The organism is Halobaculum sp. XH14 (assembly GCF_032116555.1).
GTDB classification, from domain to species: Archaea; Halobacteriota; Halobacteria; order Halobacteriales; family Haloferacaceae; genus Halorarum; species Halorarum halobium.
The window spans coordinates 2,898,165-2,913,584 of the sequence record NZ_CP134949.1; the positions used below are offsets into that span (position 1 = coordinate 2,898,165).

Here is a 15,420-nt window from a genome sequence, read left to right on the forward strand (position 1 = left end):
CTATGACGGATAGACGGTGCGTACGTAGCACTCAGTGATGCATTCACGGAAACGTACAGCGAACGATCAGCTCTCATGACCGACAAAACTGATATCCAAATTGAACTCGCTCGGGAGAGAACCCCGTTAGCACGCGAACGTACCATCCTCGCCCATATCAGAACTGGCTTCGCGTCCTTTCTCTTTGGAGCAGTACTACTCGGGTTGTTTGGAGCCACAGTCTCCTTTGTCGGGGGCGGATTTATCCTCATTGGTGTCGTATTATTTTTGCGAGTGGGATCTCGCATGTGCGTAGTAACCAACGGGTTAGCCATCTGCGGGGAGGTCTCGACCGTCCGTTCCACTGGAACGGGTAGTACGGCTCTTTACCTTGACGAGCGACTCGATTCGAGAACACGGAACCGAGCGTCACCACCCTCAATTCTACTGCGGTACAAGTAACTGTGAGAACGTTCAGACCAGTGCAACGTCTGATCTCAGCATAGCTGCCGTTCTCTATCAGTTCGGAGCATCCTCCGTTACCTCCGCTTCTGGTGCATTCTTCAGCACACTCTGGAGTCCGTTCCATGCGTTATGTTTGCGTGTGTACCCCTCGCCACTGGTTGCGATGATGTTCCCATTGTGGTGACGGAGTCGCCATCGCCATTCCTCGCCCTGGTCACGGAAGACTTCAAATCGGGCCAGTGCCTGTGAAGCGTCGGCGGCACCGACGGGTACTGATAGTTTGTCGTCTTCCTCTTCAGGGACATCTTCGATGGGAGTGGTCCCGGATTCCTTGCCTTTTGGAGAGGGCCATGTTAGTTCGAGCTCCAGACTCAACTCGTCATCTTCAGCCTCCAGTTCGATCTCAAGAGCGATTTCCTCAGGAGTCACAACAGTGACAGCGTCCTTGCCTTCACCCACCCGAATTGAGCCAGCGAGTATCCCATCTACTACGCTACTCAATACGGCTGCGATCTCTTCACGATTGGCCGTCAGTTCGGACTCATAGTCGTTTGCTTCGCCCATACTCAAGAGTATGGGAACAACAATGGTAAACCATCGCAAAGTCGTCTCTCGTTCGATAGGATGGATCCGCACGACGATTCTGAACCGACGGTCGATTCGGAGTGTGAGACGCCAGCTGACTCGCTGATACCAACTATTTAGAGATCAACTTCGGAGGCCTATTCCATGGTTCAGTCGGTAGAGCTCTTCTCGATTCCGCTGGTGAACCTGTGATTGCTCCTCGGTGGCGCTGAGATCGTCACAAACTCGGTTGCGTGGTTCGATCACCACCCTGGCGTGAGCGAGAGCACGACGGGAAGCATCTTGTCGCCGTCGGGACGGCGTTACCCGAAACGATGATCCCCGTTATTGCCATGTCTCGGTGACCAATTTTGATTATCCGGGTGAAAAGCGCACGACGTTTTAGTCGGCCAGCCCTACTGGGGTTGTGGAGTACGAAATTGATCCGACTGAATCAGTGAGTACGGCTGTCGTGCGCGCGGTGAGCGCCGTGGAAGGACGGGAACCCTGTTCCCTTCGACCGCTGGCGTTCGTCCTCAACCCGAACGCGCTTGATGCGCTATTCGAGTCCCGGTCGAACGGTCAACCACGGACGGGTGGCTGTCTCTCGTTCGTCTATAGCGGCTGTCGCGTCTCCATCGACAACGGCGAATATCTCTCCATTGAACCGCTCGAAAGCGTTCGTCGAGTCCCTACTGATGGAGGATCGGACGGGAACGCAATGTGTTGACGAGTGGACCGATAGTCGCGGCCAGGCAGGTCACTGCTTGGGGTCGCGAACGGTCAGCAGTCCCTGTGCCATGAGGCGGCGCGCGATCACGACGAGACCGTTCCCCAATCCCTCACCGAAGATCGCCTGTTCCTCCTTCGTCCCGGGCATGATGGAACTAACAAGGAGTGCCGATCGATCGACCAGCAGCAACCGGCCGATCGCCGTATCGTTCCTCGCGGCGTTCTCCCCGTGTAACCACTCCAGCCCCGAGATGAACGTCGTGGCGTCCGGTACGGTCGTTTGAATCCGGTCCTGAAGGGTCTCGGTCAACGCGCCGATGAGCAGATCGACCCCGTTCCCGACCCCGTTGAGGGTATCGATGAGGTCCTCGGTCAACAGTGACTCGTTGCCCACCACGAGCACGATCTCGTCGGTCGCCTCCCCGACGAGGTCGTTCGTCCGATTCTCGATCGCGTCACGGCCGGTCATCGCCCACACCTGTTGGACGGGGGATTCGTCATCCGCATCGACGACTTCGACCGTCTCGAGCGCGTCGTGGAGTCGCTCGACGCGAGCCTCGTATTGATCCCGGAGCGTTTCGGTCGCCTCCTCAAGGGGAACCGCGCGGAACTGTTGCGGGCTCGAATGCTGAATCTCGACGAGGCCCTGTGCCTCCAGCATCCGGATCGCACTGTAGACTCGCGTCCGGGGCACTTCAGTTGTCTCGCTCAGTTGCTTTGCCGTCCCTGAGCGTAGGCGCGACAACCCAACGAAACATCGCGCCTCGTACTCCTTCAAACCGAGTTGCTGGAGGACTTCAACGGCTTCCTCCAAATTCTGATTCGCATCCATGTGTCCCAACTCCCCGGTTAGCCCGGGACTTGGTTGAGGTTGGTCACCGGAACAGATAGGTATTGTCACTGAACCCATAACGCCGCGCGACGATGAAAGGCGTGAAGCTGGCCCAACTAGTTGATTTCGCCGATCCGAAAAGGAAGCCAAATGTGTTGTGACTTTCAAAGTGACTACGGATTCGATAGGCTATTCAGGCAATACAGCCCCATGAATCAGGGGTGGAATAGTATTCACCCGTTTAATCACAAAAGGTATAACTCTCCTGGACTCTATCTCTCCACACGCACGCAGGTGAGTACTGTGTCCCAACCACCTTACTTCTGCGTGCCGACCTGCAACCTCGCGTGGCAGGTTCGAGACGGCGAGATAGTTCAGGAACCTGATGAGTAGTGATCCCACCGGAGACCCGGAGTCCACCGCCGTCGAGCAGCTCGAACACTTCGGGTTGAGCACCTATGCGGCCCGGACGTTCGTGGCGCTCGCCAGCCTCGGCACGGGAACGGCAAGGGACGTGAGCCAGGTGTCGGAGGTACCCCGCACGAGGGTGTACGACGCCATCGACGAGTTACACGACCGGGGGCTCGTGGATGTTCTGCAGTCGTCACCCAAGCAGTTCTGGGCCATCTCGGCCGAAACCGCCAGTCGCACGTTCGAACACGATCTACAATCTCGAACGGAGTTATTGCGAACCGCCCTCAGTGAACTCGAACCCGTCGAGCGGCGAGCGGAACAGCGCGGTGTCTGGACCGTCGACGGACAGTCCGCGGTCACGGAGCGTGTACGCGAGTTCTTCGCCAGCGCGGAGGAGGAAATCATCTACATGACCGTCGAGGACCTCCTCATCGAGGATCTGATCGAGGGATTAGGCGAGGCGGCGGATCGGGGGGTTTCGATCAAGCTCGCGGGCGTTTCACCGGAGGTGCAGGATCGAATTCAGGATGCCATCCCCGGCGTGACGATGTTCGAGTCGTTGTGGATCTGGTCGGATACCTCGGCCGGCCGGCTCATGATGGTGGACGGGCGGAAAACACTCGTGAGTGCCATGGTCAACGGCGAGGACGCGAGCCCGACTGATCCCCGGTCGGAGACCGCCATCTGGGGTGAGGGCGAGGCGAATAGTCTGGTCGTGGTTCTGAATGCGATCTTCACGTGGCGACTCGAGACGGCTGAATCGGATACCTGAAGTGCCAAATCACCCGAAACGCGTTCAGAGAACCTCATGATCCAAAACATTCAGGACGAGCACGGTGGTATCTTGTATGACTGAGTCAGAGGACTCAGACGGTGACGTGCCTGCCTCAGATTCATGCGGAGCGATTCAGGCCGAATTTGATTGGTCAGTAGTGACCCCGAGCACGGCGGTTGTCGAGACGGTTGCCATCGCTGCAGCGTGTGAGCCTACCGTACTCGAACCGCTGTACGAAACGGTCGATCCGGATGCCCTCGATACGCTCATTCGTTCGATTGGGACCGATTCAAAAGATGGCGACGCGACTGTTACGTTCGCGCTCGATGGCTACCAGGTGACGGTTGAACGTGACGGTCGGGTCGACGTTCGACCACATGAGGCACGCGCGGAGTCGGAGTAACGGAACTTGGTCCCCAACGATCCAGTTCGCCGCTTCCGGACGATACTTCGACGGTTTGGTCTGAACGTTCAGAGGCTGGCGAGGGGCAGTTCGTCGGGTAGTGAATCCAGTATCGTCTCGAACTGGTCGTCAGACCGATATCGGATGGTGCTGTTTTCGGGATCGAATTCAACGATACCGTGGTCGGCTAACTTCGGCAGGTCGGCGTGTCGCAGTCGGACGGCAATCTGGTCCCGGTCGGTAGTTTGGCCGTCGGCACCCAGTTCACCGTTGTGCAATCGATCGACGAGGCCGTCCACCGTCGTTTCGCCGTTAGCTTCGTGCCGTAAATGGTGGAGTGTCTGCCGTCGGCGTCGATCAGCCACGAGCAGGAGAAGCGCGTCGAGATCCTGTTCGGTCATAGTATCTAGTAACGCACCCCTATATTCTTCAAGCGGCGACATCTTCACACACACTGGAATTGTGATAAAGTGAGTCAAAATCGTTGGAGACGTTGCATGGAGTATCAAGCAGTTCGCGTTACTGCGCTCCACAATGGCTCCGCGCTCGTTCTGGAAAACGGTTAGAAGCCGGACGATTCCGTTTGCTCCCGGGCGAACAGGTCGAGGACGACCTTCGCTCCACCGAGCACGACAGGCCCGACGAACAGGCCCATCGCCCCGAACAGGACGATGCCGCCGAAGATTCCGACGACGATGATCGCGACGTTGAGCGCTCCGCTCCGGTTGATGATGGCCGGACGAAGGTAGAAATCCGAGACACTAACCACGGATCCGAAAACGAACAGGAGTACCGCCGCGGTGGGACGACCGACAGCGAACAGGTAGAGTGAGACCGGTATCCAGACGCCGAACGCTCCGACGAGGGGGAGTAACGTGAGGATGAACGTCGATACGGTCAAGAATACGACCCCCGGCATTCCAAGGAGCGCCAAGCCGATGCCGAGGAGTATCGCCTGGATTCCCGCGACGGCGACGTTCCCAATAACGGACGCCCACATGAGGGTGTCGAGTTCTCTGAACAGTTCCTGCTGGACGTGCTCCGAGACGGGAAGGACTGCTCGCAGCCAGCCAAGGAACTGTTCGCCGTCTCGCAACAGGGTAAAGAGCACAAACATCGTCACGGTGAGTCCGATGAACAGACCGGGGAGGCCACTGATGACGGTTAGCGCGCCGGTAGCGAGACGTTGCAATCCCGCCGTGATTGGCTCTCGATATGTAGCATACACGAGGTCTAAATCGATCACGTACCCGATGGTTTCGATCCGGTTCTCAATGTTGTCTAGACTGAGTTCCCCGTCTTGGATGACCGTCAGGAACCCCAGTCCTTGCTGAATTGCGATCGTGAGGATGTAGGCGACCGGAATGAAAATCACGAAGACCGAGATCACGATGAGCGTAATGGCAGCCATCGTTGAACTCAGATGTCGCTCCAGACGCTGTTGTACGGGTGCAATGACGTACGCCAGTACGATAGCGAGGAGAACGTATTGAAGCTGTGTGAGAACGATGAGACCAGCGAGAGTTCCACTGACAATCGCCAACATCGATATCCCAATACGATCCGGAGACCACGGTCGCTGCGTCCCTTTTTCAGTCATTGCTTCGTGAGATACCCTTTTCACAATGCTGCTTTTCGTACGATCGTTATACGTGCCCGCTCTATTTGGCTATCTCCCTCCTAATGCCGGTTGTAACCAAGGTAATTGTGTGTTCTCAAGATAGTTGACTGTCTCTTCATGGAGCTGCATGATTGCACGGGCATACGCGGTTCCGGGCGCTGACGACGGTGGGATTCTCTCGAGGAGTTGTGATGGATACGTGTGAACACCAGTAAGTGGATCCGATCGGACTTACTGTCGGGTTTGACGGACGAACTCGTCGAGTTTTGCTTCGATGAGTGTTGCGACGCGCTCGCTGTATTTCCAGAGTGCTGCGTTGAGTCGCTCTTCGGTCTCGTCGTCGAGGTCGTCGCCGCCACGGAGGACGGAGTCCCTGGTAATCTGTGGATGGTAGACACAGACGACGCCGAGAGAAGTGGCCGAGCTTGAGGTCCCCGCCGTGTGGATTCCGTACTGATCGGTCCCCCAGACACCATCGCCGCCCTGTCGCTCCAGTTCCGAGTCGAGTGCATCAAGCAGTTGTACCTCTTCGGGGGAGAGGATTGGATCGTCACCTTCGAATAGTTCAGCGTACGCCGCTCTCCGGGCACTATTCGTCCACTGGGCCAACTGGGAGCGCGCCCGGAGTACGAGCTGTCGTTCGTCTGGAAACTCGACCATGCTTCTATGAGGGTGGCCAGGTCAATGAACGTTGTACTCTCATACGGTGCCGAACCCGTCAAGTACGTCGACGACTGGGTGTTCGGCTATGAGCCTGTGGCTGCTGTCATCTGTACTGTATGGCAAGAGATGAGACGGACGTCCGTCCGAAGTGTGGTGAACCGATGATCGGCGCTACCTGCGCTCAAGAGATGCTATGACAAATCACCTGAAATTGATGCTGCACACGCGCCCCGTATTCAGCATCACTCGGGAAGCATCATCTTCGAGTACTGCGATCTCGCAGGGGGGGAAGTTCTCCACTTGCACTGAACGGATCCTCGCCGCTCACAACATTCGGGGCGGCTCTGACTGTCCCAAGTGCAGGTGGAGCCTGGAGAATCGACCACCACATACTCGAACAGGTCACCGGGTAAACGGCCTGAGAGTCAATCGTCGAGAGTGTACGGTAACGAGCTGTAACGGCTGGATCGGCCGACCATAAGAGACAAACACGCAACCATTGCTGCCTCGGATCCAATTCGCCACGTAACACCGCGTTACACCTCACACAGACACTCGTAGCTCACACGACTTCCGTCCACGGGATGCTGGTGCAACACAGTCGCGAGCTCCAGCATCGCCTCTGCCTGGCCCTTAGTCGCGATCCCCAGCCGGTAGTACGTTTTCGTCCGGTTCTGCGTCCAGAGCTCCGCGAGTTCGTCGCCGAACGTCCCGTCGTCCAGTCCGACCTCAGCCCCGCGCTGGTAGAGCACTCGGTGGCTGCTGATGACTTCGCTGGGACCCATCGCCCCGTCGTGGAGCAGCCGGAACTGGATGGTCCGCTCGATGGCGACGAACGCCGACTCGATGCCGACCGTGTAGTACCCGCGATCTAAGAGTAACGACCCGGCTGCAAGGAGTCGGCACGCGCGACGAAGCTGCACCAGCTCCGCGTCGTCGACATCGAGTCCCTCCTCGATCGTCTCCGGCATGCGCTCAAAGGAATGTTCTGCTTCTCGTAACACCTCTCGAACGTCCTCATTCTCCATCGGCGTACACCTCCCGACGAAGGTCGGCAAGCTCGTCGGACCCGACCAGCGTGAGTCCCTTATCAAACTGTTCCTGCAACCGTTCGCCGATCCGCTGCGCGCTCTCGACCGACTCGACTAGGCACTCGAACGTGTACCGGTTCCCCTCGAACGGTCTCTCTTCGAGGTCGCGAACGATCGACTGCACCGCACGCCGGGCGGGCGTTTTCTCACCTCGAACGATTACCAGCAGGTCGATGTCGCTCGCCCGGTCCGCCTCCCCCCGGGCTACACTGCCGAACAACACGATTCCGACCAGGTCCTCGACCTCTACCTGGAGGACAAGGCCCGGGCGTTCCAGCAGTCGACCGTCGGATCCCACCGCTCCCGGCTCGGCTCCTCATTCGATGGTGCGACGACCAGGGTATCGACAACCTGAACGAGCTGACCGCCCGCGACCTCCACGAGTTCCGAGTCTGGCGCCGCCAGGACCTCAACGTCGTCAGCGAGAAAACGCAGATGGACACGCTCCGCGTGTTCATCCAGTGGTGCGAAACCATCGACGCTGTCCAGCCTGGTCTATTCCGCAAGGTCGACTCCCCGGCCATCCCCGATGGGGGCAACGCCAAGGAGACAGTGTTACACGCCGATCAGGCCCTACGAGTACGCTACCGCCCAGCACGTCTGCTGGCTCATCCTCGCCGAGACCGGGATGCGCATGGGCGCAGCCAGGGCGCTGGACGTCGAGGACTACCAGCCCGACGCCGACACGCCACACCTCCGCATCCGTCACCGTCCGGATACAGACACCCCGATCAAGAACGGCCAGAGCGGTGAGCGCAAGGTGGCCATCTCCCCGGAGGCGACGGACGTGGTCGACGACTATCTCGAAACCGCCGACCGGACATGACGGACGACTACGACCGAAAGCCGCTACTGGCGACCCAGCATGGGCGGATCGGATAGTCGACACTCCGGTCGTACATCTACGACTGGTCCCGCCTGCACGACCTCGGACACGTGCCCCCACGGCCGGGACATCGGCGACTGTGAGGCCGTGCAGACGCTCGACAACGCGCCGGGCTGCCCGTCCAGCGATCCGCCGGTGAATACACACCTACCTGCTCCAGACCGGTGTGCCCGTCCAGACCGTCAGCGACCGCCGTAACGTCTCACCGGTGGTTATCGACGAGCACTACGATGTCCGGTCCGATGACGAGAAGATGCAGCAGCGCGAAGAAGCGCTCCGTAAGGCGCTAGACGAAGCCGATAGCTGACTCCGTTGGAATTCGGTTCTCGTGGCTCTGTGAAACTCTCAAAATCTGAAACAGAAGAGGCGCTGCATACAGAGCGTCTCTTCAGCAGGACCCGATGCTGATGCGTCTACTAAATGTTGGAGCCCATGTTCGCAGGCAGTCGGCAGAACGAGGAGGACAGTTGATGGCCTCTAGATCCACGGAACCAGTTCACTACTGACAGCAGTCAGTCACCCGCGAATTCATTAGATGGTTTTAGTTGATGGAACGAGATGCATGAATATGGACACGCTACAACCGAACGGCAGTACGTTCCAGGGGTACCGATGGTAAACGTCGTGCTCTCAGCGGCACAAATCGTCTTAGCGCTGTTTCTCGTGGTGCTCAACGGCTTTTTTGTCGCAGCAGAGTTCGCCTTCGTTCGGATTCGGGGAACGTCGGTTGAGCAACTCGTCGAGGAGGGGCGGCCCGGCTCGGGAACGCTCCAAGAAGTGATGACGAACCTCGACAACTACCTCGCCACGACGCAACTCGGCATCACCATCGCCTCGCTCGGGTTGGGATGGGTCGGCGAACCCGCCGTGGCGGCGCTCATCGAACCCGTACTGGAACCGGTTCTCCCCGCAAATCTCATCCATCTCGTCGCGTTCGCAATCGGCTTTAGTATCATCACGTTTCTCCACGTCGTCTTCGGTGAACTCGCGCCGAAGACGCTCGCAATCGCCCAGACCGAGCGACTCTCGCTGTTCCTCGCCCCGCCGATGAAGTTCTTCTATTACATACTCTATCCGGGAATTGTCGTCTTCAACGGGGCAGCCAATGCGTTCACGCGGTCGCTCGGTGTGCCGCCCGCGTCCGAAACGGATGAGACACTCGGCGAGCGGGAGCTCCTTCGGGTACTAACACGATCCGGCGAGGGCGGGGACATCGACGTGACGGAAGTGACGATGATCGAGCGGGTCTTCGATCTCGACGACACCATGGTGCGGGAGGTCATGGTCCCACGACCAGACGTGGTGAGTGTTCCGGCGGATGCCACGCTATCCGAACTACATTCGACCGTCTTAGAGGCCGGTCACACGCGCTATCCGGTTCTTGACGCCGACGACGGTGACCAGGTGGTTGGATTCGTCGATGTCAAGGACGTATTGCGAGCAGAGGTAGACGATGGGGATGCCGAGGTAGTCGATGACATCGCCCGCGATATTCTCATCGTCCCGGAAACGATGGCAATCAGCGATCTCCTGATACAGTTCAGAGAGGATCGCCAGCAGATGGCCGCAGTCATCGACGAGTGGGGAGCGTTCGAGGGGATTGCGACGGTCGAAGACATCGTCGAGGCCCTCGTCGGAGACCTTCGGGACGGGTTCGATCTCGATGAGCGCGAACATTCGATACGCCAGCGTGACGATGAGGGGTACGACGTTGACGGCGGAGTCCCATTATCGAAAGTTTCCGATGCCCTCGATGGCGACTTCGATAGCGAAGCGGTCGAAACGATCGGTGGGCTGGTGCTGGGACGACTCAACCGCGCGCCAGAACCTGGCGACCGCGTCGAGATCGACGATCACGTCGTTGAGGTAACGAGCGTTGAGGGGACTCGAATTTCGACGGTATGGGTCCACGAAAGAGATATCGACGATCCAGCAGTGGACTGATCGGGATTTGCGTTGATCCTTATACTTTCCAGTGTAGCAGATCACAAATCTGTTGAAATCGGCGTGCAAGACTTAGAGGGTGTATTCAGCAACCACGATACGCACCACGGTGATGAATTGGATCGCCGCGGGTACCCGCTTGCCAGGCGTCACACTATACGTGGCCCTCCTGACCGGATACGTCGGGTCACAGAAGCTCCTCCGGCATCCACGACGAGTTCCTCGTTCAACCTCCGCTTCCCGGGCATTCCCTCCGGACGCTGTCCCAGTCGCCCCCAGCGTACACCTCGCAGAGTGGCTCCCCAGGTTCGAGACACGTGACTCGATCGGAGACACGCTGACCGACAGCGGACCCAACGGCATGCTCCAGCTGACGCTCGTCGGAGCGACCGATCTGCTCGTCGAGGGTTTCCTCGCCGGACGCGGGCCACTCCTGCTCGCCCAGGTCCTCGGCTTTCCTGCTCCGTGGTTCGTCGACGACCCAACCGTCTACTGGGCACTCCTCCCGACGAGCACCCTGTGTCCGACCGGTGGCAGGAGCGTCTCCGTCGATACGAGCACAGGGAAGCTCACAGTGTACACACGGCAAGGGCTAAGTGTGCTGGCTCACAGCGTACACATGATGAGTAGCGAGAAGAAGCGTGTCCAGTTCCGAGCACCGCACCGGCTCATCGATCGGACCGATGCCCTCGCGGACGTCCTCGGGGAAGACCGAACCGACATCCTCGTGACCGCACTCCGAGAGTACCTCCAGGAGGCGGCCCATGACGACGCGCTCACACAGGAGATCGCGGCCGCATTCTACGACGATGAGATCTCCGTCGACCAGCTCAACGCGCTCGTCGGCGCCGAAGAGGCGGCAAACCTCCGTGTGTTGAAACAGCAGCTGGACGATGACTTCATCGACGAGGTTGCCGACGCATAGATGTCCCGGCTCGTCGCAGACGCCTCCACCCTCGTCAGGATCGGGGTCGCCGCTGACAGCGACCCCGATCCGCTCTCGATGTGTCTGGCCCGGTACGAGGTCGTCGTCCCAACGGTGGTCATCGAGGAACTCCGGGAGATCGCTTCCTACGAGGATCACCACGGTCGTGCCGCAACAACCGTCCTCGACAGAACTGATGCACTCACCACTCGGACGGTCGACCTCGACGCCGAGTTTCCGCTTGATGACGGCGAGAACGCCGCGGTCACCCTCGCGAACGAACTCGAAGCTGCCCTGCTGTGCTGTGACGAGTTCACCCAGCTTGGCTTGATCCACGCGTCACTTGCTGATACCAGGCTCGTCACGACGCCGACACTGCTGTCGATTCTCGTTCGAACCGAGCAGCTGACGGTCGCCGATGCTCGCACTCTCCTCGACGAGATCAGCGACGCCCGCAGCTGGGACGCGAACAGCTACGTGCAACGGGCCCGCTCGGTGCTCGAAGAGACCGACCACTGACGTCGAGCGAACCGCCTAGACACCCAGCCGTGACCTGCATCGTCACTTCCAGGGGGCCGTCCCCACGGACGGTTCCGAACGTTGACTCGCTCGCTCGTCCCCATCCATCGAGATCTCACCCTGTCGTGCAACGACTGGTGAGACACAGCGAGCGGAAGGATGCAGCCACCGAAGCATCGAACCCCACAACCCATGCGTTCCGGTCCCTCCATCCGAGATCGAATTCGCCCAAGAGTGGTGCTCGTGTTGCTGGTGGTTGTCGGCGCAGCCACCTACTTCGAGTTCATCTACACTGAGTTCACCGTGTATGCGGTCCTTCTCCGACTCCTGGTCGTCCCACTGTTGTTTGCAAGCACGGTGACGGGAGTTCGAGACCAGCCCTTGTACAAGTCGCTCGCGTACGTGGGCTTCATCGCGGTTGGCGTCCTTCAGTACCTCGACGGTGAGTGGGTCCTGCTTGCCGGGGTGTTCATTCTCGCTGGCCGCGCGGGACTGGTCGCTGACCGTCTCAGGCAGGCGTCTCCTGCAGTTTCGTGACTCAACGGCCGCCGGTGTGCTATGCTGCTTTGATACGCCGTCTCGAACTCTGTCGGATGCCGTGGTGACCATCCCTCCTGACGGCGTCCGCTCTTCCAGTGGTCACGACCGATGGATGCGCCGGACGACGGCACCACCGCCTGGAATACGTCTCCATGTCAATAGAGTCCAAGCATAAATAATTTCTTATTAAATATATCTGTTTCCCATATTGTATTCTCTATACTTCATTATAAATTATATTGTGCCAGCGGGAACTGGGAAGGACTGATGGGGGGAGGAACGCGCGGGGTGCTCGCACCGGCGGGAGTGACGACTCACGCAACGGGCGAGCCACCTCGCGTCCGCCATCGCCATGGAGACGCTCGTCGACGATCCCGAATCGTACGTCGTCCGAACGACGGAGGAAGCGAGCAAACTCCGTGCCGACGCGACGTGGCTCATCGACCAACTGCGGCCGTTCGCGGAGGGCGGCCGGTTCGCAAACCTCGGCCGACCGACCGAGTTCGACATTCGGGACGAGAGCCTCATCTGTCTCGATCTCGGCCAACAGGAGGGGAACGTCGGCGGGAGCACAAGCCTGCTGATGCAGTTGCTCATCTCGTTGGTGTACGAACGAGTAAAAGAGACACCGCAGGAGGCCGCCTTCGTAATCGACGAAGCGCGCTACGTGATGCAGGATACTGCCAGTCTCTCGTTCCTCGAGACAGTGTTTCGCCACCACCGGCACCACGACCTCTCGATTCGACTCGTCACCCAGACCGTCGACGAGTTCTTCCAGCACCTGAATCGGAGGCGATCCTCGACCAGTGTGCGATCAAGCAGTTCCATCGATTAGATGGGATGGACGAAGAGTGGGCCAACGAGTTCGGGCTGAACTACGCACAGATGCGCTTCGTGCAGGACGCCGTCCCCGGCAATGACCAGACGGGCTACTCGGAGGCGCTGCTCGGCGTGGACGGAGAGTGGCGCGGGATGGAGCTCCGAGCCCTGCCCCGAGAGGCTGAGGTGATCGACTTCGATCCGACGAGTGGTGGTGTCGATGTCGATTCGAATTGAAGGAGACCCCGAGCAGTGTACGCTGAACTGCTCGAGATCTTCGTTCCGAACTCCATGTTCCGGGCGGTATAGTATCGGGTGCCCACCGACCCTCGCACATGCGGTACGGTCTCGAGCAACGGCGCGAGCAAATAATACCTGATTTCAGTGTATGACATATAAAATATGTTTTGCGAAGCCAGTCATGAGGAACGTTTCGAACCTCGGGGGAGCGCGCAGTCGCCATCCTCGGTCATCGCGCCCAGTATGCGTATCGAGCCGCGTTGCCTGGTGCTGCACCGATTGGGTTTGGCCTCACACGAAGATCGCGGACCAGGCGAAGCGATCTGCACATTTTCGCTGTTTTACGCTACGGGCGTCCGTGGCGTTCACCTCTCGCCAGGGGTGCACTTTCCCGAAATTCGAATTGGCCGGATCGGTTAGTTAACGCCGCCGATGGCTTGGTTCCAGATATCTCCACCGCGCTCCTCTGGAGTAGCCGCCGGCAGGTCGGGATCACCAGTCGACACCCCACGTGTTCGCACTTTCTCAATCGATGATTGCTGACTCATCGGCTCCACCTTCCTCGACCGATCCGTAGACTGTACTTTCAACATCTATGTAATATTATAGTTACCTTCTTTGTTGTATAATTCTAAATACTGTTATGAGCGATCCGGGTGAATGACTCGTCAGTGAACGCCACCCGACGACGTTCCGGGGCCGTCAGCGGCGTCTCATCGGTCGTGGCCACAGTCTCACGGGACGGGAACCGCACGAGGAATCGGAATCCGTTCGGGGCCGAACCGCTCGACCTACTGCTGGGGAGGTTTCCATAGCGAAACACAGTTGCTGAACGCCGCCGGACGGGAGAGCACGGAATTTATATCCACCCGAAATATCCCGGAACTATTTGGAGATAAACCCACTATTCGGGTTATCTTGAGTATTCTCGTCATGATATACGAATAATCTACATGATCTCGGGGGAGTGGAGGGTGAGCCAGCCACGACATCGGCCACGCTTCCATTACGTCACTATGATCGTAATTGCAATGGATGTTGGCACAGTATATCGCCGAACACCGGGTTCGAAAGAGTTTCTCTCGGGAAACATTCTTCTCAGATATCCTAGTTGTAGTCCAAGTTCGATCGGCACCGATTAACTGAGACGCCGCGACCAGTTCTAATATGAACAAAGAGGCGAGAATCGTTTTCCAGAAGAAACTATTATGAGTCTCCCGGTTGATCCACTTCCCATGCCACCGACCGAGACGGGCACTCCGACGATACAGGCCGTCGAGACCTCACACGAGATCATCGAAGCGCTTCGCGAACTTGATCAGCCCACCGTCACGGACGTCGCAACGCACATCGAATCCTCAAAAGGTGGCGTGTTCAAACACCTGAAGACGCTCCAGAAGAGCGGCTTCGTCATCCGTGAAGGGAACCAGTATCGACTCGGACTAAGGTTCCTCGACATCGGCGGAGAGCTCCGATACTCCCATCCTCGCTCCCAGACGATCAAAGAGAAAATGAAAGAGCTGGCGGAGGAAACCGACGAGACCAGCATCTACACCGTGTTGGATGATACGAAGACGACCACACTGTACCGGGAGACCGGAAGTCGTGGGGTATCCACGAGAACACGAATCGGGAAGCGGCTGTATCCACACGAAACCGCGGCAGGAAAATCAATCCTCTCACAGCTTCCCAGAGGAGAGGTGGAGGACATTATCGACGACGTGGGGCTTCCACCCATCACGGAGAACACGATCACCGAGAAGGAGCGGTTCATCGAGGAGCTCGATACAGTTCGTGAGAGGGGGTACGCCTACAATCTGGGCGAGAGCGTGGAAGGGTTAGTCGCTATGGCTGTTCCACTCGTCCCCAACGGGGAGGTCATGGGTGCCTGCTCCGTTACGGGACCGTATCACCGAATGAAGGAGGATCCGATCAACGAGGAAATCACCGACACGCTGTTGAGCTTCGTGAACGAACTCGAACTGAACATTGCACATTCCTAGTCGGG

At 58.5% G+C, this 15,420-nt stretch carries 18 protein-coding genes and 1 pseudogene; 12 read left to right on the top strand and 7 right to left on the bottom strand.

Features of this window, described 5'->3' with window-relative positions; genetic code table 11:
• Positions 1–75: 75 nt before the first annotated feature.
• Positions 76–441, top strand: coding sequence for a DUF202 domain-containing protein (locus RJT50_RS14810; protein WP_313692332.1), 366 nt, complete (start codon positions 76–78; stop codon positions 439–441).
• Between the two features lie 57 nt (positions 442–498).
• Here the strand turns inward: RJT50_RS14810 and RJT50_RS14815 are convergent, their stop codons facing one another.
• Positions 499–1,008, bottom strand: a complete 510-nt coding sequence (locus tag RJT50_RS14815) for an amphi-Trp domain-containing protein (RefSeq protein ID WP_313692333.1) — start codon at positions 1,006–1,008, stop codon at positions 499–501.
• A gap of 457 nt (positions 1,009–1,465) precedes the next feature.
• On the opposite strand from RJT50_RS14815, the gene RJT50_RS14820 reads away from it, so the two are divergent.
• A complete protein-coding gene (locus RJT50_RS14820; protein WP_313696032.1) occupies positions 1,466–1,738 on the top strand; it encodes a HalOD1 output domain-containing protein in 273 nt (90 codons plus the stop codon).
• A gap of 30 nt (positions 1,739–1,768) precedes the next feature.
• Here the strand turns inward: RJT50_RS14820 and RJT50_RS14825 are convergent, their stop codons facing one another.
• Entirely contained in the window at positions 1,769–2,572 is an 804-nt protein-coding gene (locus tag RJT50_RS14825; protein ID WP_313692334.1) for a TrmB family transcriptional regulator, read from the bottom strand.
• 385 nt (positions 2,573–2,957) lie between these two features.
• Between RJT50_RS14825 and RJT50_RS14830 the strand changes: the two genes are divergently transcribed.
• A complete protein-coding gene (locus RJT50_RS14830) occupies positions 2,958–3,758 on the top strand; it encodes a TrmB family transcriptional regulator (RefSeq protein ID WP_313692335.1) in 801 nt (266 codons plus the stop codon).
• Positions 3,759–3,834: 76 nt separating this feature from the next.
• Positions 3,835–4,164, top strand: a complete 330-nt coding sequence (locus tag RJT50_RS14835; protein ID WP_313692337.1) for a HalOD1 output domain-containing protein — start codon at positions 3,835–3,837, stop codon at positions 4,162–4,164.
• A 68-nt stretch (positions 4,165–4,232) separates the two neighbouring features.
• Here the strand turns inward: RJT50_RS14835 and RJT50_RS14840 are convergent, their stop codons facing one another.
• The 5 genes from RJT50_RS14840 to RJT50_RS14860 all read right to left on the bottom strand — a co-directional run bounded on the left by RJT50_RS14840 (position 4,233) and on the right by RJT50_RS14860 (position 7,837).
• Positions 4,233–4,565 carry a DUF7344 domain-containing protein gene (locus tag RJT50_RS14840; RefSeq protein ID WP_313692338.1) on the bottom strand — a complete coding sequence of 111 codons (333 nt, stop codon included), beginning with the start codon at positions 4,563–4,565 and terminating at the stop codon, positions 4,233–4,235.
• Between the two features lie 161 nt (positions 4,566–4,726).
• Entirely contained in the window at positions 4,727–5,764 is a 1,038-nt protein-coding gene (locus RJT50_RS14845) for an AI-2E family transporter (protein WP_313692339.1), read from the bottom strand.
• A 252-nt stretch (positions 5,765–6,016) separates the two neighbouring features.
• Positions 6,017–6,445, bottom strand: coding sequence for a DUF7539 family protein (locus RJT50_RS14850; protein ID WP_313692340.1), 429 nt, complete (start codon positions 6,443–6,445; stop codon positions 6,017–6,019).
• A gap of 539 nt (positions 6,446–6,984) precedes the next feature.
• Positions 6,985–7,476, bottom strand: a complete 492-nt coding sequence (locus RJT50_RS14855; protein WP_313692341.1) for a DUF8154 family protein — start codon at positions 7,474–7,476, stop codon at positions 6,985–6,987.
• A complete protein-coding gene (locus tag RJT50_RS14860) occupies positions 7,466–7,837 on the bottom strand; it encodes a nucleotidyltransferase domain-containing protein (protein WP_313692342.1) in 372 nt (123 codons plus the stop codon). The genes RJT50_RS14855 and RJT50_RS14860 overlap by 11 nt, the downstream gene beginning before the upstream one ends.
• Positions 7,838–8,068: 231 nt before the next feature.
• Between RJT50_RS14860 and RJT50_RS14865 the strand changes: the two genes are divergently transcribed.
• The 8 genes and pseudogenes from RJT50_RS14865 (at position 8,069) to RJT50_RS14900 (ending at position 15,415) form a co-directional block, all read left to right on the top strand.
• Positions 8,069–8,365, top strand: coding sequence for a hypothetical protein (locus RJT50_RS14865; RefSeq protein WP_313692343.1), 297 nt, complete (start codon positions 8,069–8,071; stop codon positions 8,363–8,365).
• Between the two features lie 226 nt (positions 8,366–8,591).
• Positions 8,592–8,732 (top strand): hypothetical protein, encoded by a 141-nt coding sequence (locus RJT50_RS14870; RefSeq protein ID WP_313692344.1) that lies wholly within the window; start codon positions 8,592–8,594, stop codon positions 8,730–8,732.
• Positions 8,733–9,037: 305 nt separating this feature from the next.
• Positions 9,038–10,369, top strand: coding sequence for a hemolysin family protein (locus RJT50_RS14875; RefSeq protein WP_313692345.1), 1,332 nt, complete (start codon positions 9,038–9,040; stop codon positions 10,367–10,369).
• A gap of 622 nt (positions 10,370–10,991) precedes the next feature.
• Positions 10,992–11,294 (top strand): hypothetical protein, encoded by a 303-nt coding sequence (locus tag RJT50_RS14880; protein ID WP_313696034.1) that lies wholly within the window; start codon positions 10,992–10,994, stop codon positions 11,292–11,294.
• Positions 11,295–11,813 (top strand): PIN domain-containing protein, encoded by a 519-nt coding sequence (locus RJT50_RS14885; protein WP_313692346.1) that lies wholly within the window; start codon positions 11,295–11,297, stop codon positions 11,811–11,813.
• 237 nt (positions 11,814–12,050) lie between these two features.
• Positions 12,051–12,350 carry a hypothetical protein gene (locus tag RJT50_RS14890; protein WP_313692347.1) on the top strand — a complete coding sequence of 100 codons (300 nt, stop codon included), beginning with the start codon at positions 12,051–12,053 and terminating at the stop codon, positions 12,348–12,350.
• A 358-nt stretch (positions 12,351–12,708) separates the two neighbouring features.
• Positions 12,709–13,409 (top strand): annotated as a pseudogene (locus RJT50_RS14895) (VirB4 family type IV secretion system protein); the annotation flags it as partial.
• 1,238 nt (positions 13,410–14,647) lie between these two features.
• Positions 14,648–15,415: an IclR family transcriptional regulator gene (locus RJT50_RS14900; protein ID WP_313692349.1), complete on the top strand. Its 768-nt coding sequence runs from the start codon at positions 14,648–14,650 to the stop codon at positions 15,413–15,415.
• Positions 15,416–15,420 lie beyond the last annotated feature (5 nt).

What these genes read in the sequence shown, in the direction of transcription:
- RJT50_RS14885 (WP_313692346.1), top strand. Translation starts at nt 11,295, where the DNA reads ATGTCCCGGCTCGTCGCAGACGCCTCCACCCTCGTCAGGATCGGGGTC.
- RJT50_RS14880 (WP_313696034.1), top strand. Translation starts at nt 10,992, where the DNA reads ATGAGTAGCGAGAAGAAGCGTGTCCAGTTCCGAGCACCGCACCGGCTC.
- RJT50_RS14810 (WP_313692332.1), top strand. Translation starts at nt 76, where the DNA reads ATGACCGACAAAACTGATATCCAAATTGAACTCGCTCGGGAGAGAACC.
- RJT50_RS14855 (WP_313692341.1), bottom strand. Translation starts at nt 7,476, where the DNA reads ATGGAGAATGAGGACGTTCGAGAGGTGTTACGAGAAGCAGAACATTCC.
- RJT50_RS14830 (WP_313692335.1), top strand. Translation starts at nt 2,958, where the DNA reads ATGAGTAGTGATCCCACCGGAGACCCGGAGTCCACCGCCGTCGAGCAG.
- RJT50_RS14875 (WP_313692345.1), top strand. Translation starts at nt 9,038, where the DNA reads ATGGTAAACGTCGTGCTCTCAGCGGCACAAATCGTCTTAGCGCTGTTT.
- RJT50_RS14900 (WP_313692349.1), top strand. Translation starts at nt 14,648, where the DNA reads ATGCCACCGACCGAGACGGGCACTCCGACGATACAGGCCGTCGAGACC.
- RJT50_RS14850 (WP_313692340.1), bottom strand. Translation starts at nt 6,445, where the DNA reads ATGGTCGAGTTTCCAGACGAACGACAGCTCGTACTCCGGGCGCGCTCC.
- RJT50_RS14815 (WP_313692333.1), bottom strand. Translation starts at nt 1,008, where the DNA reads ATGGGCGAAGCAAACGACTATGAGTCCGAACTGACGGCCAATCGTGAA.
- RJT50_RS14825 (WP_313692334.1), bottom strand. Translation starts at nt 2,572, where the DNA reads ATGGATGCGAATCAGAATTTGGAGGAAGCCGTTGAAGTCCTCCAGCAA.
- RJT50_RS14865 (WP_313692343.1), top strand. Translation starts at nt 8,069, where the DNA reads ATGGGGGCAACGCCAAGGAGACAGTGTTACACGCCGATCAGGCCCTAC.
- RJT50_RS14840 (WP_313692338.1), bottom strand. Translation starts at nt 4,565, where the DNA reads ATGACCGAACAGGATCTCGACGCGCTTCTCCTGCTCGTGGCTGATCGA.
- RJT50_RS14845 (WP_313692339.1), bottom strand. Translation starts at nt 5,764, where the DNA reads ATGACTGAAAAAGGGACGCAGCGACCGTGGTCTCCGGATCGTATTGGG.
- RJT50_RS14835 (WP_313692337.1), top strand. Translation starts at nt 3,835, where the DNA reads ATGACTGAGTCAGAGGACTCAGACGGTGACGTGCCTGCCTCAGATTCA.